This is a genomic window from Streptomyces sp. NPDC008150 (genome assembly GCF_042956945.1).
GTDB lineage: Bacteria > Actinomycetota > Actinomycetes > Streptomycetales > Streptomycetaceae > Streptomyces.
In genome coordinates this window covers 108,274-129,362 of the sequence record NZ_JBIBHJ010000001.1, presented here as the reverse complement: position 1 = coordinate 129,362, position 21,089 = coordinate 108,274, and the positions used below count along the sequence as shown (strand labels likewise).

Here is a 21,089-nt window from a genome sequence, read left to right as displayed (position 1 = left end):
ACCGGGGAGAGGGCAACTTCCGAGGACACGATTGCCATGCCTCGTCCGACTGCCGCACAGCTCGCCTACGGGTCCTGCACCGTGATCATCTCGACGCTCGCCATGCTGCTGCTGTCACAGACGAGTTCCGGCGTCGGGATCGCGGTCATCGCCCTTGCCGCGCTCGCCCTGGGACTACTGGTCTCCGTGACGGTGCCCATGCCGAAACAGTCCCGGGCGACCGCGCAGAGCGCCCTCCCCCGGGAGACCGCGCCCCGCAAGCAGACCGTCACCGTCCCGGCCGCGCCCCGGCGCGCCGAGACCGTACGGGAGATGCGCGAGACCACCGCGTCCTGACGCACCGTGCCGTCCGGCACCGCCGTGCCGCCCGGTACCGCTCCACTGTTTCGCAGCGCCCCCCACGGTGAAGGGCGGACCCGCAGCTGTCGGGTCCGCCCTTCACCGTTCCCCGTCGCCGCCCGCGCCATTGCGGCCGGCGACGGTCATCCGTCGCCCGGGATCACCCGGTGCTGACGACCACCGTCCTGGCCGCCTTGTCGTGCAGGCCCTGCTTGTACGGCCGGTCGAAGTAGCTCCAGCCGCCGCAGATCACGGTCCACACGCAGGCGCAGCAGAACGCGAACGGCAGCCACAGCACGGCGGCCCGCACCAGCGAGGTCCGCACCGAGGGGGTCGAGCCGTTGTCCAGGTTGGCGGTGCGCATCCTCAGCCACCGCTTGCCGAGCGTCTGCCCGGTACGGCTCGTCAGGTACGTGTCGTACGCGATGTAGAGGACGGCGGCGACGATCGACTGCGCCACCGACCTGCCGTAGTTCACGTGGTCGGAGTTCACGTCGTACTCGTGCACCCCGAAGGCCCAGGTGAGCAGCCACACCACGATCCCGACGACGATCATGTCGATGATCCGGGCGAGGGTGCGCCGGCCGCTGGGCGCGAGCGGGGGCATCCCGGCGAGCGGGTCGTTGCCGTAGGGGTCGCCGCCCTGGGGGCCGCCGCCGTACGGGCCGCCGCCGTAGGGGTTGCCGCCCTGCGGGCCGCCCCCGTACGGATTCCCGCCGCCCGGACCGTACGGGTCGCCGCCGGGGGGCTGGTCGCCGCCGTAGGACGGGGGCCCGCCGGGCGGGGGCGGCTGCCGGTCGCCCCAGGCGGGCGGTCGGTCGCCGTACGGCGGCGGCTCCTGGCCGCCCCCGGGGGGCTGCTGGCCGCCGCCGTCCGGCGCGTCGTAAGGGGAGCCCGCCCGCTGCCCGGGAGGGGGCTGCTTCCTGAACGGGTCGTCTTCCGGCGGCTGCTGGCCGGAACCGGGGGGCGGTTCGGTGGTCATGGCCCGAGTCGACCGCGAACCCGCCCGCTCCGCATCCGGCGCGCCGCCGTCCGGAGTAGCCCGGCCGGGCCGGGCACTCCCCCGCGCCGGGCGGCCGGCCCGTCAGGCCGCGACGAACGTGTGCGCCGCCTTGTCGTGCCAGCACTGCTGCCACGGCTTGTCGAACAGGCACCACAGCACGCCCACGACGCCGAATCCCAGCACGCCGGGCACGGCGTACACGAGCCAGCGGCGCAGGGCCGCCGCGAACGACGGCGGTTCGTGCCCCTCGATGTCGCGCACCTGGAGGCCGAACAGCTTCTTGCCCGCGGTGCGCCCCCACTTGGCGGTGGGCAGCACCTCGTAGACCACGCCGAACAGGACCAGCACCGCGAGGACGGCGCCGAGGCAGCCCGCGGTGGTCCCGTCGAGCAGCCACACGGTGACGGTCCGGCCGGAGGCCTTCGCCGCGTCGATCTTCTCGTCGACGTGGTCGGCCGCCCGCATGCCGAGCGGCACGGCGGCGGCCGCGGTGACCGCGCCGAGCACGAGCGAGTCGACGAGCCGCGCGGCCAGCCTCCTGCCCAGTCCCGCGGGGCGGGCCGCCGCCTGGCGGCGCGCGGCGGCCTGGAAGAAGTCGTCGACCGGCGGACGCCACGGAGTGACGGTCCCGTCCTCGCCCGCGCCGCCCGCGAGTTGGTGCACCTGCTGCGCCCAGGACGGCTGCCCGCCGCCGGGGCCGTTGGTGAGCGGGGCCGGGACGGCGGCCGCCGGGCGCTGCTGGAAGCCGGGCTGGTGGGGCACCGGCGGGGTGCCGCGCTGCGGGACCGCCGGTGCCGCCGGGGCCTGCGGCGCCGGTTGCGGTGCCTGCGCCTGCGCCGCGGGTCGCTGCGGGCCGGACGGAGGTGCGGGGGCCGTGGCGGGCGCCGGACGGCTGCCGAAGGTCAGCGTGCCCTCGTCGGGGACGGGGCCGTCCGGCGCGGCCGAACCGCCCTGCCGCGCGGGGCCGGTGGGGAGCCGGGGGTCGAACGACCGTCCCCCGTCAGCAGGTTGAGCCGGCTGGGCGGAACGCTCGTCGGGGCGCGGGGCGGTGCCGAACTGCCCTGCCGCGGCACGGTCGTCGGAGGGCTCGGCGGCTCGCGGCACCCGCGGGTCGGGGCCCGCGGCCGGTGCTCCCCAGGAGACCCGGCGGTCCTGGTCGCCGCCGAAGCCGGACTGGCGCGACGGGTCGGCGCCCCACGCCGCCGCCGGTTCGGGACGGCTGCCGTGCTGCGCCCGCGCCGCCGGCACCGGGCCGGAGGCGGGCGCGGGGTCCTCGTCGAAGAAGTGTGGTCCGGTCTCCTCGGCGGGGAACGGCGAGGGGGTCACGGGCGCGGCGCCCGCGGCGGAGGGCCGGCCGGAACCGGGCGGCGGGGACAGCGGTTCGCCGTCCACCGGGGCCGGCCTGCTGGTGCCCGGCACCCAGGCGGCCCCGTTCCAGTACCGGACGTATCCGGGAATGGACGGGTCCGGGTAATACCCCTCGCGGGGCCTGTCGTCGCCGGGGGCCGGGGTTGGGGCGCTCATGTCCGTCGTCCCGTATCTGCTCGGGGGTCGTATGGGGCGCTCCACATCTACCAGACGAGCGCCACCGTCACCCCCCGTCCCGCCGGACCGAATCCTTTCGGGCAGGGCCGGGCGCTTCGCGAAGCGGCCGGGACGGGCTCGCGAAGGCTCCGGAAAAACTTTCACGCAACCCGCGTAATGCACGGGCCTCTTCCCCCTCTCTCTTCGCAGAGGGGCCGTCCCCGAACGTCCGAGAAGAGGAGAGACGCCATGAGGACCGTGGTGGAACGGGAGCTGGAGCTCAACCTGGTGCTGTCGCCCGAGCGGAGCGTGCCGGTCCCGGCGCGGCTGACCTACCACTCCGACGACCCGTACGCCGTGCACGTCTCCTTCCACATCGGCTCGGAGCACCCGGTGGACTGGACGTTCGCGCGGGAGCTGCTGGTGGAGGGGGTGTTCCGGCCGTGCGGCCACGGGGACGTGCGGGTCTGGCCGACGAAGGTCGACGGGCGCGGGGTCGTGCTGATGGCGCTGAGCTCACCCGACGGCGACGCCCTTCTGGAGGCGCCGGCCGCCCAGGTGTCGGCCTGGCTGGAGCGGACGCTGCGGATCGTGCCCCCGGGCACGGAGTCCGGCCGGCTCGACATCGACGACGGGCTGGCCGAACTGCTGTCCCCGGGGCCCCGGTTCCCGGCGGAGGAGAGGTCCCCGGCGGAGGGGAACGGCGGCGGGAACGGATCGTGACGCACGACTTCCGCCCTCCGCACGGGTGTTGTGCCGCGCTCCGGACCCGCCCGACGGCGCCCCGCGCTCCCCCGGCGGGCGGCCGGGGGCCGAGGGGGGCCGGAGGTCCGCCACGCACAGGGGACGTGGCGGACCTCCGCACGGCCGGGCGCCGGCCGGCGCCCGGCCGGAAGCTAGAACAACTTGCCGGGGTTCAGGATGCCCAGCGGGTCGAAGACCGTCTTGACGGCCCGCTGCATCTCCAGCCCGACGGGGCCGATCTCGCGCGCGAGCCACTCCTTCTTCAGGACGCCCACGCCGTGCTCGCCGCTGATGGTGCCGCCGAGCTCGAGGCCGAGGGCCATGATCTCGTCGAAGGACTCGCGGGCGCGCCGCGACTCGTCCGCGTCGCGGGCGTCGAAGCAGACGGTGGGGTGGGTGTTCCCGTCGCCCGCGTGGGCGCACACCCCGATGGTGAGGCCGTACTTGTCGCCGATCGCCGCGACGCCGTCGAGCATCCGGCCGAGCGCGGAGCGGGGCACGCACACGTCGTCGATCATCGTGGTGCCCTTCACCGCCTCCAGCGCGGTGAGCGACAACCGCCGCGCCTGGAGCAGCAGTTCGGACTCGGCGGCGTCGTCGGCCGGGACCACGGACGTGGCGCCCGCCGCCTCGCACAGCGCACCGACCGCGGCGAGGTCGGGCCCCGGGTCGGGGGTGTCGAAGGCGGCGAGCAGCAGCGCCTCCGTCTCCTCCGGGAGCCCCATGTGCGCCATGTCGTTGACGGCGCGGACGGTGGTGCGGTCCATGAGTTCGAGCAGCGACGGCACGTGCCCGCCGGCCATGATCCGGCACACCGCGTCGCACGCGGCGGCCGACGACGCGAACTCCGCTGCCAGCACGAGCTGTTGGGGCGGTTTCGGCCGCAGTGCGAGGACCGCGCGCACGACGACGCCGAGCGAGCCCTCGGAGCCGACGAACAGCCGGGTCAGGTCGTACCCGGCGACGCCCTTGGCGGTGCGGCGGCCGGTCGACATCAGGCGGCCGTCGGCGAGCACGACGTCGAGGCCGAGCACGTACTCGGCGGTGACCCCGTACTTGACGCAGCACAGGCCGCCGGAGGCGGTGCCGATGTTGCCGCCGATGGTGCACGTCTCCCAACTGGACGGGTCCGGCGGGTAGTAGAGCCCGTGTTCGCCGACGGCACGGGACAGGTCCGCGTTGACGACGCCGGGTTCGACGACGGCGATGCGGTCGACCGGGCTGATCTCCAGGACACGGTTCATCCGCGTCAGGGACAGCACGACGCAGCCGTCGACGGCGTTGGCGCCGCCGGACAGACCGGTGCGGGCGCCCTGCGGGACAACAGGAACGCGCAGGGCGGACGCGGTGCGCAGCACGTGCTGCACCTGTTCGACGGTGCGGGGCAGGACGACGACGGCGGGCGCGCCGGCCGCGCAGAAGCTCGCCATGTCGTTGGCGTAGGCGGCGGTGACGTCGGGGTCGGTGAGGACGGCTTCGGCGGGCAGACCGTCGAGGAGACGGCCGAGGAGCTGGTCGGCGAGGTCGCCGGCCGCTTCGTCGCGGGGCGCTTCGGTACGGCTCATGATCACAGCGTGGCACCGGGGGCCATCGGTGTGAACCCCGTCCGCGGCACCCTTCGCCTGCCCGGGGGGCCAAGTAGTACGGACGCACAGTAGGACGATGGAGACGTCACTGCTGACCCCGGACGGGCCCGCGGCTCCCCGGCCCGCCGCCCGCCGCCGTCGCCGCCGTCGGGTCCTGCTGTGGGCGGTGGCCGTCTCGGTCGCGGGCGCGGCCGCCGCCGGCGGGACGCTGGCGCTGCTGCCGGAGCACCGGCCCCCGGCGAGGCCGCCCGCGCCGGGCCCCGAGGCGGTGGCGCGCACAGCGGTGACGGCGGGGGTGCCGGCCTCGCTGCCCGCGCTCGCGGCGCTGATCGGGGAGCGGGAGCGGCTGGTGCGGGCCCGGCCGCGCGACGGGGTGTCGTGGGCCCTGCTGGGCACGGCGTACGCGGAGCAGGGGCGGCAGACCGCGGACGTCACCCTGTACCCGAAGGCCGAGCGGGCGCTGCGCAGGTCGCTGGAGGTGCGGCCGGTCGCCAACCCCCAGGCCATGGAGGGCCTTTCGGCGCTGGCCACCGCGCGGCGGGACTTCCCGGAGGCGAAGAAGTGGGCCGAGGAGGCGCGGAGTCTGGCGCCCCGGCGGTGGACGGTGTACCCGCCGCTGATCGACGCGTACACCGGGCTCGGCGACTACAAGGCGGGCCGGGCCGCGCTGGACAAGCTGATGGAACTGCGCAAGGGCCCTGCCGTGATGGCGCGGGCTGCGGCCGTCTACCGCGACCGGGGCTGGCGCGAGGACGCGCAGGCCCAGTTGTACGACGCGACGGCGAAGGCCCGGCAGCCCGCCGAGCGTGCCGCGTACCTGGAGCGGGCCGGGCAGCTGGCCTGGGAGCGCGGTGAACGGGAGGACGCGCTGCGGCACTTCCAGGCCGCGGTGCGCCTGGAACCGTACCAGCGGGCCGCGTTGGCGGGCGAGGGCCGGGCGCTGGCCGCGCTGGGCCGCACCTCGGAGGCGCTGACCGCGTACCAGGTGGCGCTCGCCAAGCAGCCGGACCCTCAATACGCGCTGGAACTGGGTGAGTTGTACGAGTCGCTGGGGCTCGCACAGGCCGCGCGGGTGCAGTACGAGACGCTGCGCGCGCGGGTGCGGCAGGACGAGGCGGGCGGGGTGGACGGCGACCTGGTGCTCGGCCGGTTCGAGGCCGACCACGGCTCGGCCCGCACGGCGGTGGACCTGCTGCGCGCGGAGTGGCGGCGCCAGCCCGGCATCGCGGTGGCGGACGCGCTGGGCTGGGCGCTGCACCGGGCCGGACAGGACACCGAGGCGCTGCGGTTCGCGGCGGTCGCCACGGACAAGGCGCACGGCGGCGGCGTGCTCAGCGCCTCGTACGCGTACCACCGGGGCATGATCGAGCGGGAGTTGGAGAAGTACGCGCCCGCCCGGCGGCATCTGCGCGACGCGCTCAGGATCAACCCGTACTTCTCGCCGCTCGCCGTACCGGTGGCGCAGTCGGCGCTGGCCACGCTCGGCGAGGTACCCGGCCGGGCCGCGCCGGGAGCCTGACGGGGCGGGCGCTCCCGCGTGCCCGCCCCGCCCCGGTCTCCGCGCGGTCAGAGGTTGCCGCGGCGGTCCTGCTCGCGTTCGATCGCCTCGAAGAGCGCCTTGAAGTTGCCCTTGCCGAAGCCCATCGAGCCGTGCCGCTCGATGAGTTCGAAGAAGACGGTCGGCCGGTCCTGGACCGGCTTGGTGAAGATCTGGAGCAGGTAGCCGTCCTCGTCGCGGTCGGCCAGGATCTTGTTCTCGCGCAGGATGTCGAGCGGCACCCGGGTGTCGCCCACCCACTCGCCGAGGGTGTCGTAGTAGGTGTCGGGGGTGTTGAGGAACTCGACGCCCGCGGCGCGCATCGTGCGGACGGTCTCCACGATGTCGTTGGTGTTCAGCGCGATGTGCTGGACGCCGGCGCCGCCGTAGAACTCCAGGTACTCGTCGATCTGGGACTTCTTCTTGCCGGCGGCGGGCTCGTTGATCGGGAACTTGACCTTGAGGGTGCCGTCCGCGACGACCTTCGACATCAGCGCGCTGTACTCGGTGGCGATGTCGTCGCCCACGAACTCCTTCATGTTCGTGAAGCCCATGACCTTGTTGTAGAACCCGACCCACTCGTTCATCCGGCCGAGCTCGACGTTGCCGACGCAGTGGTCGACGGCCTGGAAGGTGCGCCGGGCGGGCGGCTCGACGATCGGGTCGGCGGCCTGGTAGCCGGGCAGGTACGGGCCGCTGTAGCCGGTGCGCTCGACGAGGGTGTGGTGGGTCTCGCCGTAGGTGGCGATCGCGGCGAGGACGACGGTGCCGTGCTCGTCCTTGTGCTCGACGGGCTCCGCGAGCGAGCGCGCGCCGTGCGCGACCGCGTAGGCGTGGGCGGCGCGCGCGTCGGGGACCTCGATCGCGAGGTCGACGACGCCGTCGCCGTGTTCGGCCACATGGCGGGCGAGGAAGCGGCCCTCGTCGGTCTCGGGCCGGATGACGGACGTGAAGACGAAGCGGGCGCTGCCGCTGACGAGGACGTAGCTCGCGGTCTCGCGGCTGCCGGTCTCGGGGCCCGCGTAGGCCACGAGCCGCATGCCGAACGCGGTGGAGTAGTAGTGCGCGGCCTGCTTGGCGTTGCCCACGGCGAAGACGACCGCGTCCGTTCCCCTGACCGGGAAGGGGTCGGCCTGCCGTGCGGTCTCGGGGGTGCGCTGTGTGGTCTGCGTCATGGCCGCAGGCTCCCGCTGTTCCGCAAGGTGCGCAATAGTTCGCGGGTCGGCTGGGCAATGTGTCCGGCGGGGGCCCGGGATCGCCGGGCGATGTGTACAGGATGACCATCCCGGCCCCGGGCCGGGCGCACATCCGTACGAAGGGGTGGCGGGTATGGGGATCGATCGGCTGGACGGCCGGATCATCGTGCTGCTGGCGCGCGAGCCGCGCGTCGGGGTGCTGGAGATGTCGCGGCGGCTCGGTGTCGCGCGGGGCACGGTGCAGGCCCGTCTGGACCGCCTTCAGTCGAATGGCGTCATCCGCGGATTCGGCCCGGAGGTCGACCCGGCGGCGCTCGGCTACCCGGTCACCGCGTTCGCCACGCTCCAGATCCGGCAGGGCCAAGGGCCGGACGTACGGGCGCACTTGGCCGGTGTGCCGGAGGTGCTGGAGCTGCACACCACCACCGGCGGCGGCGACATGCTGTGCCGCCTCGTGGCCCGCTCCAACGCGGATCTCCAGCGGGTGATCGACCTGGTTGTCGGTTTTGATGGCATTGTCCGGGCCTCCACGGCGATCGTGATGGAGAACCCCGTTCCGCTGCGGATCATCCCGCTGGTGGAACAGGCCGCGGAGGACCGCGGCGGGCGGTAGCGACCGATCCTCTGGGGTGATGACGCGGGTGAACTTCTGGGAGTACCTGAGCAATCGCCACCAGCAGCTGCTCACGGACGCCGGCCAGCACGCGAGCGCGGTGTTCCAGTGCATGGTCGTGGCGACCCTCATCGGCGTGTTCATCGGCGTTGTCACCTACCGCAGCGACTGGGCGGGCAACCTCGCCACGCTGTCCACCTCCACCATCCTGACCATCCCGTCGCTGGCCATGATCGGTCTGCTGATCCCGATCGTGGGCCTGGGCGTGCCGCCGACCGTGATCGCGCTGACCCTGTACGGGCTGCTGCCGATCGTGCGCAACGCGATCGTGGGCCTGCGCGGGGTCGACCCGTCGCTCGTGGACGCGGCGAAGGGCATCGGGATGTCCCGGGCGGCCCGGCTGGCGAAGGTCGAACTGCCGCTGGCGTGGCCGCCGATCCTGACCGGCATCCGGGTCTCCACGCAGATGCTGATGGGCATCGCAGCCATCGCCGCGTACGCGTCCGGGCCCGGCCTCGGCAACGAGATCTTCCGCGGCATCGGCTCCCTGGGCAGCAAGAACGCGCTGAACCAGGTGCTCGCCGGAACGCTCGGGATCGTCGTGCTCGCCCTGCTGTTCGACGCCGCGTACGTCCTCATCGGACGGCTGACCATCCCGAGGGGGATCCGTGCCTGAGTCCAGCACCACCGGGGCAACGATCGAGCTGGAGAACCTGACCAAGACCTACCCCGGGAACCCCGCCCCCGCCGTCGACAACGTCAACATGGAGATCAAGGCCGGCGAGATCGTGATCTTCGTCGGCCCGTCGGGGTGCGGGAAGTCCACCACCCTGAAGATGATCAACCGGCTGATCGAGCCGACCGGCGGGCGCATCCGCATCGACGGCGAGGACGTCACCGACATCGACCCGGTGAAGCTGCGCCGCAAGGTCGGCTACGCCATCCAGTCCTCCGGCCTCTTCCCGCACATGACGGTCGCGCAGAACATCGCGCTGGTGCCGAAGATGATCGGCTGGTCGAAGTCCCGCATCAGGAGCCGCGTCGAGGAGATGCTCGACCTGGTGGGCCTCGACGCGGGCGAGTTCCAGGGCCGCTATCCGCGCCAGCTCTCCGGCGGCCAGCAGCAGCGCGTGGGCGTGGCGCGGGCGCTGGCCGCGGACCCGCCGGTGCTGCTGATGGACGAGCCCTTTGGCGCGGTCGACCCGATCACCCGGGACCACCTCCAGGACGAACTGATCCGTCTCCAGCACGAGTTGCACAAGACCATCGTCTTCGTCACGCACGACTTCGACGAGGCGATCAAGCTGGGCGACCGGATCGCGGTGCTGCGCGAGCAGTCGCACATCGCGCAGTTCGACACCCCCGAGGCGATCCTGACGAACCCCGCCGACGACTTCGTCTCCGGGTTCGTCGGGGCGGGCGCCGCGCTGAAGCGGCTGAACCTGACGCGGGTGCGGGACGTCGAGATCACCGACTACCCGACGGTCACGGTGGACGACCCGTTGCAGGACATCTTCAACCGGCTGCGCTCGGCGGGCACCAACGAGATCCTGCTGCTCGACAAGCGCGGACGGCCCTACAAGTGGCTCAGACGCGGCGACCTGATGCGCGCCAAGGGCTCGCTCGCCCGCGCCGGGACCCTGGTCCACGACACGGTGACCAGGGACGCGACCCTGCGCGACGCCCTGGAGGCGGTGCTCACCGACAACGCGGGGCGGGTGGCGGTCACCGGACGGCGCGGGGAGTACACGGGCGTCGTCGACATGGAGACGCTGATGAACTCCGTGCAGGAGATGCTGGAGGCGGACCGCCTGGAGGCCATGGAGCACCAGCACGAGCTGGAGGAGGCGCGGTCCCAGCAGACCCACGCGCTCCAGGAGGGCGAGACCCGGGGCGGTGGCCTGTGACGACCCCGCCGGAGCCCGCACGCCCCAAGGGCGAGCACGAGGTCAAGGGGCTCGCCTTCCGCGACGAGGACGAGTCCGCGGTGGAGACCCCTCCGCCGCCGGGCGGTCCGCCGCCCCGCCGGATCACCTGGCAGAAGTTCGTGTTCCTGCCCGGGGTCCTGATCCTGCTGCTGCTGGGGACCTGGCTGTGGTTCGACCAGGCGGACCTGGACTCGATCTCCGAGAACGCCCTGACCGGCGGCCAGGTCACCAAGGCGCTGTGGCAGCACATCCAACTGACCGTGATCTCCACGTTCTTCGTGCTGATCATCGCGATCCCGCTGGGCATCCTGCTGACGCGCAAGGCGTTCCGCAAGGCCACCCCGGTGGCCTTCGCACTGGCCAACATCGGTCAGGCGACCCCGGCGATCGGCCTGCTGGCGCTGCTCGTGATCTGGCTGGGCACCGGCCAGAAGGCGGCCCTGATCGGCATCATCATCTACGCCGTGCTGCCGGTGCTCTCCAACACGATCGCCGGTCTGAAGGCGAACGACCCGACCCTGATCGAGGCGGCCCGAGGCATCGGGATGTCGTCGACGGGCGTCCTGACCCGGGTCGAACTCCCGCTGGCGGTACCGCTGATCCTCGCGGGCGTGCGGACCGCCCTGGTGCTGAACGTCGGCACGGCGACCCTGGCGACCTTCGGCGGGGGCGGCGGCCTCGGCGTCCTGATCACCACGGGCATCACCAACCAGCGGATGCCGGTGCTGATCCTCGGCTCGATCCTCACCGTCGCGCTCGCCCTGCTCGTGGACTGGCTGGCCTCACTTGCGGAACTGCTGCTGCGGCCGCGGGGGCTGGAGGTGAGGACATGAGCCGGCGCACTCGATACCTGGCCCTGACCGGGGTGCTGGTGCTGTCCGCGGGCTGCGGACTGACCAGCGGCTCCCCCATGGTCGACAGCGTGACACCCGGCACCGTCGGCCGGGGACTGCCGCTCAAGGGCGCCCATCTGACCGTCACCTCCAAGGAGTTCACCGAGCAGCTCATCCTCGGCGCCATCATGGGCATCGCCTTCCAGGCGGCCGGCGCGGACGTGCTGGACCGCACCGGCATCCAGGGGTCCATCGGCGCGCGCGAGGCGGTCAAGAGCGGCGACGCGGACGCCATGTACGAGTACACCGGCACCGCGTGGATCACCTACCTGGGCAACAGCACCCCGATCGCCAACCCCGAGAAGCAGTGGGAGGCGGTGCGGAAGGCCGACGCGAAGAACGGCCTGACCTGGCTGCCTGCGGCACCCCTCAACAACACGTACGCGCTGGCCATGAACCAGGCCAACTATCAGAAGTACAAGACGAAGACGCTCTCCGACGTGGCCGCCCTCTCGAAGAAGAACCCGGGCGCGGTGACGCTCTGCGTGGAGAGCGAGTTCGCGAACCGGGCGGACGGGCTGCCCGGCATGGAGAAGAAGTACGGCATGAAGATCCCGGCGGGGAACGTCACGCAGATGGACACCGGCATCATCTACACCCAGGCCGCGAAGGGCAGTTGCACCTACGGCGAGGTGTTCACCACGGACGGGCGCATCAAGTCCCTGAACCTGGTGGTGATGGCGGACGACAAGAAGTTCTTCCCGAACTACAACGCCGCCCCCGAGATCAACACCAAGTCGCTGAAGGAGCACCCGCAGATGGCGGAGGTGCTCGACCCGATCACGAAGAAGCTCACGAACTCGGTCGCCCAGACCCTGAACGCGAGGGTCGACGTCGACGGCGAGGACCCGCACCAGGTGGCCCTGGACTGGATGCTCCAGGAAGGGTTCGTGCTGGAGGACTGAGCCCGCCGTCCCCAACTCATGTGTGGGGACGCCGAGTTGCAAAGAAGTGCTTGCAAAAAACCTTTGCAAGCACTTCTTTGCATGGCTACCCTGGCCTCATGCCCGGACAGCCCCCCCAGCGCGAATCCCGTTCCCTCGACGCCCGTTCACTGCGCGGGCTCGCCCATCCGCTGCGCATGCGACTGCTGGACGAGCTGCGCCGCAGCGGGTCGGCCACCGCCTCCCAACTCGGCGCGAGGCTGGGCGAGTCGAGCGGTTCGACCAGCTACCACCTGCGGCAGCTCGCGGCACACGGCTTCGTCGAGGACGACACCGGGCGGGGCAAGGGCCGCGAGCGGTGGTGGCGGCCGACGCCCCAGGGGGTGACCGTCGAGGAGGACCTCCTCAACGACCCGGACCCGGCCGTGCGCGGCGCCGTGGAGGTGTTCCTGCGCGAGCTGGCGTCGGCGCACCACCGCGAGGTGTCGGCGTACCTGGACTCGCGCGACCGCGAGGGACCCGCCTGGCGGCACGCCTCGGACCTGAGCGACTTCACGCTCCGGCTGGCACCGCGGACGGCACAGGAACTGATCGAGAAGATGCACGAACTCGTCGACGGCTACACCGCGTCGGCGGCGCGGGACGACGACCCCTCGGCACGCCGGGTCCGGGTCCACACGCACGTCCTGCCGTTCACACCCGACCGGCCGGAACCCGAAACCGCACGAGAGGCATCGACGTGACCGACCCCCTGACCCTGCTCGCCTTACAGCGACTGCACTCCGCCGACCTGCGCCGGCGGGCCGACACCCACCGGACCGCCCGCGAGCACAGGCGCCCCCGTGAACTGCGCACCCGGCTCGGCTGGCGGCTCGTGGAGGTGGGCCTGCGGCTCGCCGCGACCCCCCGTTCCGGCGTCGCCGTGGCCCGGTAGCCGCCGTGCATCCCCGTCCCCGTCCCTGTCGTCGTCCCTGTCGTCGTCGAACCCGCCCCGTCGCCCGGCGGGGCGGAGGCCGGTTCGAGGACAGGGGCTAGCAGCTCGGAACCGTGCCGCTGCCCGACTCCAGGGCGCGCAGCGAGGTGATCGTGCCCTTGAGGGTCGTCACCGGGACCAGGCGCAGGCCCTTGGGCAGTTCGGACTTCGCGTCGGCGCACTCCGCCTTCGGCACCAGGAACACCGTGGCCCCGTCGCGTCGCGCCGCCTGCGTCTTCAGGGCCACTCCCCCGACGGCGCCGACCGTGCCGTTCGCGGTGATCGTCCCCGTACCGGCGATGGTGCGGCCGCCCGTGAGGTCGCCGCCGCTGCCGTCGCCGTCCAGCTTGTCGACGATGCCGAGCGTGAACAGCAGCCCGGCGCTCGGCCCTCCCACGTCCGCCAGCTTCAGCGTGACGTCGACGTCCTTCGGGCTCAGGTCCAGGTAGTTCAGCGCGGCGGAGGTCGCGTCGTCCTGGGACTCCTTCATCTGCGCCTGGTTGTGCGCCTCGATCTCCTTCACCGTGTCGCCGCCGGTGTAGACCGCGTCGCGCGGCATGACCGCCTTCTCGGTGCTGAACCAGCCGTCGATCACGTCGCCCAGCGAGACGTGCGCATCGGGCCCGGTCGCCTCGATCGTCGTCATGCGCAGCTCCCCGGACGTCTTGCGGGTGGTCGCGCCGCTGACGGTGATCACCGGTTCGCCCCGGTTGTCGCCGAGGACGTTCGCCGTCAGTCCGGGCTGCGCCACCGAGAACGGCAGCGGCGCGAGGACGGCCACGGCGACCAGCGCCACGAAGGGCAGGAGGCAGACGGCGATGGCCTGGAGACGTGTGAGGCGTGAGAGCACGGAATCAATCTAACGTGACGGCCGGGGGCGACCGGATGCCGGGCGGGGCGGGGCCCGGTGTCCGACGGGCGGCCGGGCGGGGTCCCGGGTCAGCCGGCCTCCCGGGCCGGGGTCAGCGTGTACCAGCCGTCGCGGTCCATGCCGGTCGCGGCGTAGCCCCGTGCGAACGCGTCCGTGAAGACCTCCCGTACCGCCCGCCGCCAGCGCCGCGCGAGCGCCGGGTCGGCCGCGCGCAGGGCCACCGCGTCGTCCGGGACCCTGCACCAGACCCGGCCGCCGCCGGCCGCGCGGCGGGCCAGCGCCCCGCCGTCCGGCGCGACGTGCGTGACGGGGGCCGCCTCCCGCTCCGCGGCGCCCTCCCCCTCCGGCCGGTCGCGGCCGCGCGGTGCCGCGAGGTCCCAGGTCACCGCCAGCCGGTCGCTCTCGTCGCCACCGTTGACGCCGTCGGCCATGGGCCCGTAGAAGTCGACGAGGTAGTCGGTCGCCACGGCCCCCAGCTTGGCCAGGTTGAAGCGGGCGTTGCGCCCGACCAGCGGGTCGAACGTCCAGCGCATCGTGCGGGCACCGCGCCCCAACGCCCAGGCGCGCTGGGCCTGTTTGACCGCCGTGCCGGTGCCGCGCGCCGCGGCCGTCACCAGGGAGTACGCCTCGCGCCTGCCCGGCTCCCCGAACACCGCGACGGCGGCACCCAGCAGCCGCGGCCCCGCGCCGTCGCCGCCGTCACCGTCGCCGCCGTCGCCGCCGTCGTCGTACGCGGCGTGCACGGCGCCGCCCGCGTGCACGAGGCTGTGCAGCACCTCGGCCGGGTAGGGCGGGGCGGCGCGCGGCGTGCGCCAGACCTCGCCGAGGTAGTCCGCGACGGCGGCGATCGCCCGTACGTCGGCGACGGCGCGCACGGTCACGGCGACGGGCGGGGCGGTACGGCCGGGCGCGGGCGCGAGAGGCGGCGTGTCTGCGGCTTCTGTCATGGCACGAGCATGCGAGCGGCGCGGCGAAACGAGTAGACCGCCGTCGCGGATCGTCCCGAACGGGGCGCCACGGAAGGGGCGTCACGGACGGGGCGCGCGGCGGCGTCACGGACGGGGCGCGCGGCCGACCGGGGAACCCCGCGGGCCCGACATTCGCTCACGAACCGGGCACTCTTTACCACGTGGTGACCGGATTCTGGACGGACACTTCCGGTCAGCGAACCGCCTTCGCTAATGTCCCGCTACGCACACGCCCCGTGGCAGCGCCGCCGCGGAGCGCAGCCGTGAAGCGACCGGGGGTGTCGTTCGGATCAGGTCGGCCTCGGCCAGCGGTTCTTCCTGGCCGACCCGCGACGACGGCAGGATCCGAACGACACCCCCCCGGGCCCGGGACGACCCGGACCCTCAGCCGACCGGCGGCCTCTGACGCGCTGCACTGACGGGACTCGGTGCCGCACCCGTCGCCGGGGGACCGCCGGACCTCACCACCTAAGGAGTGGGCGTCGTGACCGCGGAGACCTCCCAGACGCTCGACCGGGGACTGAAGGTCCTCAAGCTGCTGTCGGACACCGACCACGGGCTGACCGTGACCGAGCTCTCCGTCAGGCTCGGCGTGAACCGGACCGTGGTGTACCGGCTGCTCGCCACGCTCGAACTGCACGCCCTCGTCCGCCGTGACCTGGGCGGCCGCGCCCGGGTGGGGCTCGGGGTGCTCGGGCTCGGCCGGCAGGTGCACCCGCTGGTCCGCGAGGCAGCGCTGCCCGCCCTGCGGTCACTGGCCGACGACATCGGCGCGACGGCCCACCTCACCCTCGTGGACGGCACGGAGGCGCTGGCCGTCGCCGTGGTCGAGCCGACCTGGACCGACTACCACGTGGCCTACCGCGCCGGGTTCCGGCACTCCCTGAGCCAGGGCGCCGCCGGCCGCGCGATCCTCGCGGCACGTCAACCGCGGCCGGACGCACCGGGGTTCACGCTCACCCACGGCGAACTGGAGGCAGGGGCCAGCGGCGCCGCCGCCCCGCTGCTCGGGGTGACCGGCGTCGAGGGGAGCGTCGGCGTGGTGATGCTGGCCGACTCGGTACCCGAACGCGTCGGCCCGCGCGTCCTGGAGGCCGCCCGAGAGGTCGCCGACGCGCTCAAGTGAGGCCGACCGCACCGGCGTTGACTCCCGGTACGGTCGACTCCCGTGCCCCGCACGCCACTTGAGGGCGGAGCGCCGGGCATCTCACTTCATGCGGGTGGCCCACTCCTGCACCTTGGCGATCCGCTGGCGCAACTGCCCGGCCGTGGCCTCCGCGCTCGGCGGACCTCCGCACACACGGCGCAGTTCGGTGTGGATGACGCCGTGCGGCTTGCCGCTCTGGTGGGTGTAGGCACCGACCATGGTGTTCAACTGGCGGCGCAGTTCCAGGAGTTCCTTGTGACTGACCACCGGGCGCCGCTCGGCGGGCAGTTCGAGCAGGTCGGCCTCGCCGTCCGGCTTCTTGCGGCTGTGCGCGATCTGCCGGGCCTGCCGCTTCTGGAGCAGCATCTGCACCTGGTCCGGCTCCAGCAGGCCCGGGATGCCGAGGTAGTCCTGCTCCTCCTCGCTGCCCGGGTGCGCCTGCATGCCGAACTCGGCGCCCTCGTACAGGACCCGGTCGAAGACCGCCTCGGACTCCAGCGCCTCGAAGGCGAACTGCTCCTGCTCGCCGGTGTCCTCGTCCTGCTCCCGGTTGGCCTCGTCCATCTCCTTCTCGGACTCGGCGTACGGGTCCTCCTCGCCCTGCTTCTTCGGCTTGTCGAGGGCGTGGTCGCGCTCGACCTCCATCTCGCCGGCGAAGGTGAGCAGGTCGGGCACGGTCGGCAGGAACACGGACGCGGTCTCGCCGCGCCGCCTGGAGCGCACGAAACGGCCGACGGCCTGCGCGAAGAACAGCGGGGTCGAGATCGTCGTCGCGTACACGCCGACGGCGAGCCGGGGCACGTCGACGCCCTCGGACACCATGCGGACGGCGACCATCCAGCGGTCCTCGCTCGCCGCGAACTGGTCGATCCGCTCGGAGGCGCCCGAGTCGTCGGACAGCACGAGCGTCGCCTTGGTGCCGGTGATGTCGCGGATCAGCTTCGCGTAGGCGCGCGCGGACTCCTGGTCGGAGGCGATGACGAGGGCACCGGCGTCCGGGATGCCCTTGCGGACCTCGGTCAGCCGCTGGTCCGCGGCGCGCAGCACGCTCGGCATCCACTCGCCGCGCGGGTCGAGCGCGGTGCGCCAGGCCTGGCTGATGGCGTCCTTGGTCATCGGCTCGCCGAGCCGGGCCGCGATCTCGTCGCCCGCCTTGGTGCGCCAGCGCATGTTGCCGCTGTAGGACATGAAGATGACCGGCCGCACGACGCCGTCGGAGAGCGCGGAGCCGTATCCGTACGTGTAGTCGGCGGCGGACCGGCGGATGCCGTCGTTGCCCTCCTCGTACGCGACGAACGGGATCGGGTTGGTGTCCGAGCGGAAGGGCGTGCCGGTCAGCGCGAGCCGCCGGGTGGCCGGTTCGAACGCCTCCAGACAGGCCTCGCCCCACGACTTGGAGTCGCCCGCGTGGTGGATCTCGTCGAGGATCACGAGCGTCTTGCGCTGCTCGACCCGGTTGCGGTGCAGCATCGGCCGCACGCCGACACCCGCGTACGTGACCGCGATGCCCTGGTAGTCCTTGCTGAGCGGACCCGCGCTGTACTCGGGGTCCAGCCTGATCCCTATCCGGGCGGCCGCCTCGGCCCACTGCTTCTTCAGGTGTTCGGTCGGCGCGACCACGGTGATCTGCTGCACGACATGGTGGTGCAGCAGCCAGGACGCGAGCGTCAGGGCGAAGGTCGTCTTCCCGGCGCCGGGCGTGGCGACGGCCAGGAAGTCGCGCGGCTGCTCCTGCACGTACCGCTCCATCGCCCCCTGCTGCCAGGCACGCAGCTTGCCGGCGGTGCCCCAGGGAGCGCGGCCGGGGAAGGCGGGAGAGAGGTGGTGCGAGGAGTTGGCGACGGCGGTACTGGCGGCGGTGGTAGTCACGGTCTCCGGTTCAAGGCTCGGTCGGCTACGTATGACAACCGGGCCACCCTACCGGCGCCGCGCCGCCGCCCCGGCGCGCACGACGCGGTGGGCGGGGGACATGGGACCGAGGTCACAGTGGCGGGTCCGGAAGATCCCGGCCCGTTCCGCGGCGGCCCGGCCGCGCCGTTCAGGCCCCGGCGGCCGAACCGCCGAGGGCGGTCACGCGGGAGGTCCACGCCGGGGCGGCGCCCACCAGCGAGTCGAGGCGCTCCAGCCGCTGGAGGGTGGCGGTGTCGGCGGGCGTCATCACGACGATCCGGTCGCCCCGCGCCCGGTCCAGCCACAGGCTCTGGAACTGGACGTCGAGCGCGCCGACGCGCGGGGAACGGTACCGGCGGAACTGGGTGCGGTCGCCCACGACCTCGTACGACTCCCAGTACCGCACGAAGTCCGGCGACCGACGGCGCAGCCGGGCGAGCAGGGCGTTCCAGCGGGGGTCGTCGCGGTGTTCCGGCTCGCGGGCACGCAGCCTCGCGGTGATCTCCCGGAGGACGGCGTCCTCGTCGACCAGGCTGTCGCGCCAGCTCGGTTCGGTGAACATCAGCCACGCGCAGTTGCGTTCCTCGACCGGGTACGCGTCCAGGTCGGCGAACAGGTACCGGTAGGCGCGGTTGGCCGCGACCAGGTCGTAGCAGTCGGTCTGCACGGCGGCCGGGTACGGCAGCAGCTTGGCCAGCACGGCGGTGTGCTCGGGGCGCAGGTCCACGGGCGGTCCCGGTTCGGTGGCGGTGCCCCGGCCCGCGAGCACCATCAGGTGCCGGTGCTCGGCGGCGTCCAGGCGCAGGACGCGCGCCACCGCGTCCAGTACCTGGTCGGACACGTTCTTGGCCCGCCCCTGTTCGAGCCACGTGTACCAGGTGACCCCGACCCCGGCGAGCTGCGCGACCTCCTCGCGCCGCAGACCGGGAGTGCGGCGGCGCCCGCCCGCGGGCAGGCCCACGTCGCCGGGGGTGACGCGGGCCCGGCGGTCGCGCAGGAAGGCGCCGAGCGCGCCGCGGTCGGGTGTCGAGGACGTCATCGCCCCAGTGTCCTGTCCCGGGGCCGGTGGATCCAGGTGGTGCCGGTACCCCTATGAACGGGCTCCTGGTACCGGAATGACGGCGGGCCCAGGGTCGTGTCCATGACCGTTCAGACCGTTCCCGCCGCGCGCGCCGCGGCACCGTGTCCCGCACGTGCCCTCACCGGCGCCGGCCTCGCCGTCCTCCTCGTCGCCTACCTGCCCGTGAACATGACGTTCGGGTCGGTCAACCTGCTCGAACCCGCGATCACCGCGGACCTCGGTGTGAGCGTTGCGGGCGGCCAGCTCGTGCTGTCCGCGTACACCACGGCGTTCGCGGCGACCCTCGTCGTCGCGGGGCGTCTGGGCGACCGGTTCGGACGGCGCCGGCTGCTCACGGCCGGTGTCGCCGCGTTCGGCGTGGCGTCCGTGCTCGCCGCCCTCGCACCGAACCTGGTCGTACTCGTCGTGCTGCGGGCCGTACTGGGCGCCGCCGCCGGGCTGTTCACCCCGCAGGTCCTGTCCACCATCCAGTCCACGGCACCCGAGAGGCTGCGGACGCCGGGCGTCACCCTGTTCGCCGCCGTGGGCGGCATCGCGACCGTCGCGGGACAGCTTCTCGCGGGTGCCGTGGCCCAGGCCGCCGGCGAGCACTGGGGCTGGCGGCTCGTGCAGGTGGTCGCCGGGGCGACCGGGGCGGTCGCCCTGCTCGCCCTGCGCACCGTGCCCGAGTCGCGCTCGACGGCACCGCTCGCGCTCGACCTGCGCGGGGCCGCGCTCCTCGGCACGGGCCTGCTCCTGGTCGTGGTCCCCCTGACGCTGGGCACCTCCGCGGGCGGTCCGGCCCCGGTGCTCGCGATGCTGGCGGCGGGCGGCGCCGTGCTCACCGTCTTCGCCCGCTCGCAGCGCGCCGCCGAGCGCCGCGGCGAACTGCCCGTCGTACCGCCGAGCGTGCTGCGCACCCCGGCCGTCGGGCAGGGCCTGATCATGACGCTCCTGTTCTTCACCTGCTACGGCGCCTTCCTGTACGAGTTCTCGGCCCTCGCCCAGGGCGCGTTCGGCGTGGACGCCTGGGGCGCCGTCGTCCTGCTGCTCGGGTTCGGCGCGGCGTTCGTCACCACCTCCCTCGCCCTGCCGGTCGTGGAACGCCGCACCGGACGCTGGACGATGACGGGGGCGGCCGTCGGGCAGGCGGCGGTGCTCGTGTGCCTCGCGGTCACCGTGAGCGGTGCGCACGGCGGGAACCCGGCGGCCCTCCAGCCGCTCCTGATCGTGCTCGGCGTCACCCAGGCCCTGATGTACGGCCCGGTCCTGCGCACGGTCCTGTCCCGCACGCCGACCTGGGCGGCGGGGGTCGCCGGCGGACTGTTCACCACGTTGCAGCAGCTCGGTCTCGGCCTGGGCGTGGCACTCCTGGGCGGCCTCTTCCACGCGGTGTCCACCGCGGCGGCGGGCACCCCCGGGGACGGTCTGCCCCGCGGTTTCACCGTCGCGGTGACCGTGCAGGCCGCCCTGACCCTGCTGTTCGCCTTCCTGGCCGCCCGCGTGGCCCGGGGCGGGGCCGCGGGGCGGGGCCGCGGGGCGGCGGGGCGGCGGGGTGAGGGACGCTGAGGGGGCATCGCCGGGGGCGGTGGCCTGAGCGGCGCTTCGGCAGCGGGGGCGCCACGGCCGTCGCGACCGTGCCTCACCGCTGCGGGCGGTGGGGCACGGCGCGGTGCGGGGTGACCCGTTTCTGGGGCCGTAGTGACGGCGGGGCCGTGACCGGGTGGGAGCCGGTGCGCGGCACGGCGGCAGCGGCAGGCGGGGAGGGATGCGCGGCACGCGCGGACCGCGACGCGGGGCGGAGGGGTCGGGGGCCTCGGCCCGGTCGCACGGCGCCGAAGCCTCGGCGGCGTCCGCGCGGCAACGCCGAGCGGGGCGGGCGAACAGCGGACCGGCCGAGCGGGGCCGGTCCGCACCGGTCGGTCGGCACCGG

20 protein-coding genes are annotated in these 21,089 nt (G+C 73.5%); 12 read left to right on the top strand and 8 right to left on the bottom strand.

Translation table 11 applies throughout. The annotated features are described in order from the left end of the window. Positions 1-36: 36 nt before the first annotated feature. Positions 37-336 carry a hypothetical protein gene (locus tag ACFZA0_RS00505; protein ID WP_391008916.1) on the top strand — a complete coding sequence of 100 codons (300 nt, stop codon included), beginning with the start codon at positions 37-39 and terminating at the stop codon, positions 334-336. Positions 337-499: 163 nt separating this feature from the next. Here the strand turns inward: ACFZA0_RS00505 and ACFZA0_RS00500 are convergent, their stop codons facing one another. Next, positions 500-1,321, bottom strand: a complete 822-nt coding sequence (locus tag ACFZA0_RS00500) for an RDD family protein (protein WP_391008913.1) — start codon at positions 1,319-1,321, stop codon at positions 500-502. A gap of 102 nt (positions 1,322-1,423) precedes the next feature. Next, positions 1,424-2,866: an RDD family protein gene (locus tag ACFZA0_RS00495; RefSeq protein ID WP_391008910.1), complete on the bottom strand. Its 1,443-nt coding sequence runs from the start codon at positions 2,864-2,866 to the stop codon at positions 1,424-1,426. Between the two features lie 249 nt (positions 2,867-3,115). Here ACFZA0_RS00495 and ACFZA0_RS00490 point away from each other — a divergent pair, with 249 nt between their 5' ends. After that, on the top strand, positions 3,116-3,589 hold the full coding sequence (locus tag ACFZA0_RS00490) for an SsgA family sporulation/cell division regulator (RefSeq protein ID WP_391008907.1): 474 nt from the start codon (positions 3,116-3,118) through the stop codon (positions 3,587-3,589). A 173-nt stretch (positions 3,590-3,762) separates the two neighbouring features. Here ACFZA0_RS00490 and ACFZA0_RS00485 read toward each other — a convergent pair whose 3' ends face one another. After that, positions 3,763-5,181: an FAD-linked oxidase C-terminal domain-containing protein gene (locus tag ACFZA0_RS00485; protein ID WP_391008904.1), complete on the bottom strand. Its 1,419-nt coding sequence runs from the start codon at positions 5,179-5,181 to the stop codon at positions 3,763-3,765. A 91-nt stretch (positions 5,182-5,272) separates the two neighbouring features. Between ACFZA0_RS00485 and ACFZA0_RS00480 the strand changes: the two genes are divergently transcribed. After that, on the top strand, positions 5,273-6,715 hold the full coding sequence (locus ACFZA0_RS00480; RefSeq protein ID WP_391008901.1) for a tetratricopeptide repeat protein: 1,443 nt from the start codon (positions 5,273-5,275) through the stop codon (positions 6,713-6,715). Positions 6,716-6,762: 47 nt separating this feature from the next. Here the strand turns inward: ACFZA0_RS00480 and hppD are convergent, their stop codons facing one another. Beyond that, positions 6,763-7,908 (bottom strand): 4-hydroxyphenylpyruvate dioxygenase, encoded by a 1,146-nt coding sequence (hppD, locus tag ACFZA0_RS00475; RefSeq protein WP_391008898.1) that lies wholly within the window; start codon positions 7,906-7,908, stop codon positions 6,763-6,765. A gap of 154 nt (positions 7,909-8,062) precedes the next feature. On the opposite strand from hppD, the gene ACFZA0_RS00470 reads away from it, so the two are divergent. The 7 genes from ACFZA0_RS00470 to ACFZA0_RS00440 all read left to right on the top strand — a co-directional run bounded on the left by ACFZA0_RS00470 (position 8,063) and on the right by ACFZA0_RS00440 (position 13,181). After that, the gene (locus ACFZA0_RS00470) at positions 8,063-8,542 is read left to right on the top strand and encodes an Lrp/AsnC ligand binding domain-containing protein (RefSeq protein ID WP_391008894.1); all 480 of its coding nucleotides are present in this window, start codon (positions 8,063-8,065) and stop codon (positions 8,540-8,542) included. Between the two features lie 28 nt (positions 8,543-8,570). After that, on the top strand, positions 8,571-9,218 hold the full coding sequence (locus ACFZA0_RS00465) for an ABC transporter permease subunit (RefSeq protein WP_391011731.1): 648 nt from the start codon (positions 8,571-8,573) through the stop codon (positions 9,216-9,218). Beyond that, entirely contained in the window at positions 9,211-10,449 is a 1,239-nt protein-coding gene (locus ACFZA0_RS00460) for a betaine/proline/choline family ABC transporter ATP-binding protein (protein ID WP_391008891.1), read from the top strand. Before ACFZA0_RS00465 ends, ACFZA0_RS00460 begins: the two co-directional genes overlap by 8 nt. Continuing rightward, positions 10,446-11,303 carry an ABC transporter permease subunit gene (locus ACFZA0_RS00455; protein WP_391008888.1) on the top strand — a complete coding sequence of 286 codons (858 nt, stop codon included), beginning with the start codon at positions 10,446-10,448 and terminating at the stop codon, positions 11,301-11,303. Before ACFZA0_RS00460 ends, ACFZA0_RS00455 begins: the two co-directional genes overlap by 4 nt. Then, positions 11,300-12,268, top strand: a complete 969-nt coding sequence (locus ACFZA0_RS00450) for a glycine betaine ABC transporter substrate-binding protein (RefSeq protein ID WP_391008885.1) — start codon at positions 11,300-11,302, stop codon at positions 12,266-12,268. The genes ACFZA0_RS00455 and ACFZA0_RS00450 overlap by 4 nt, the downstream gene beginning before the upstream one ends. Before the next feature lie 98 nt (positions 12,269-12,366). Next, positions 12,367-12,990, top strand: a complete 624-nt coding sequence (locus ACFZA0_RS00445) for a helix-turn-helix domain-containing protein (RefSeq protein ID WP_391008882.1) — start codon at positions 12,367-12,369, stop codon at positions 12,988-12,990. Beyond that, positions 12,987-13,181: a hypothetical protein gene (locus tag ACFZA0_RS00440; protein WP_391008879.1), complete on the top strand. Its 195-nt coding sequence runs from the start codon at positions 12,987-12,989 to the stop codon at positions 13,179-13,181. Before ACFZA0_RS00445 ends, ACFZA0_RS00440 begins: the two co-directional genes overlap by 4 nt. A 97-nt stretch (positions 13,182-13,278) precedes the next feature. Here the strand turns inward: ACFZA0_RS00440 and ACFZA0_RS00435 are convergent, their stop codons facing one another. Together ACFZA0_RS00435 and ACFZA0_RS00430 are read right to left on the bottom strand one after the other, a co-directional pair. Beyond that, a complete protein-coding gene (locus tag ACFZA0_RS00435; protein ID WP_391008876.1) occupies positions 13,279-14,070 on the bottom strand; it encodes a S16 family serine protease in 792 nt (263 codons plus the stop codon). 89 nt (positions 14,071-14,159) lie between these two features. Then, positions 14,160-15,038, bottom strand: coding sequence for a chorismate synthase (locus tag ACFZA0_RS00430; protein WP_391008873.1), 879 nt, complete (start codon positions 15,036-15,038; stop codon positions 14,160-14,162). Positions 15,039-15,543: 505 nt separating this feature from the next. On the opposite strand from ACFZA0_RS00430, the gene ACFZA0_RS00425 reads away from it, so the two are divergent. Further along, positions 15,544-16,185, top strand: coding sequence for a helix-turn-helix domain-containing protein (locus ACFZA0_RS00425; RefSeq protein WP_391008870.1), 642 nt, complete (start codon positions 15,544-15,546; stop codon positions 16,183-16,185). Positions 16,186-16,266: 81 nt separating this feature from the next. Here ACFZA0_RS00425 and ACFZA0_RS00420 read toward each other — a convergent pair whose 3' ends face one another. Together ACFZA0_RS00420 and ACFZA0_RS00415 are read right to left on the bottom strand one after the other, a co-directional pair. After that, positions 16,267-18,075, bottom strand: a complete 1,809-nt coding sequence (locus tag ACFZA0_RS00420) for a DEAD/DEAH box helicase family protein (protein WP_391008867.1) — start codon at positions 18,073-18,075, stop codon at positions 16,267-16,269. Positions 18,076-18,244: 169 nt separating this feature from the next. Then, on the bottom strand, positions 18,245-19,135 hold the full coding sequence (locus ACFZA0_RS00415; RefSeq protein ID WP_391008864.1) for a helix-turn-helix domain-containing protein: 891 nt from the start codon (positions 19,133-19,135) through the stop codon (positions 18,245-18,247). A gap of 102 nt (positions 19,136-19,237) precedes the next feature. Between ACFZA0_RS00415 and ACFZA0_RS00410 the strand changes: the two genes are divergently transcribed. Further along, positions 19,238-20,725 carry an MFS transporter gene (locus ACFZA0_RS00410; protein WP_391008861.1) on the top strand — a complete coding sequence of 496 codons (1,488 nt, stop codon included), beginning with the start codon at positions 19,238-19,240 and terminating at the stop codon, positions 20,723-20,725. Positions 20,726-21,089 lie beyond the last annotated feature (364 nt).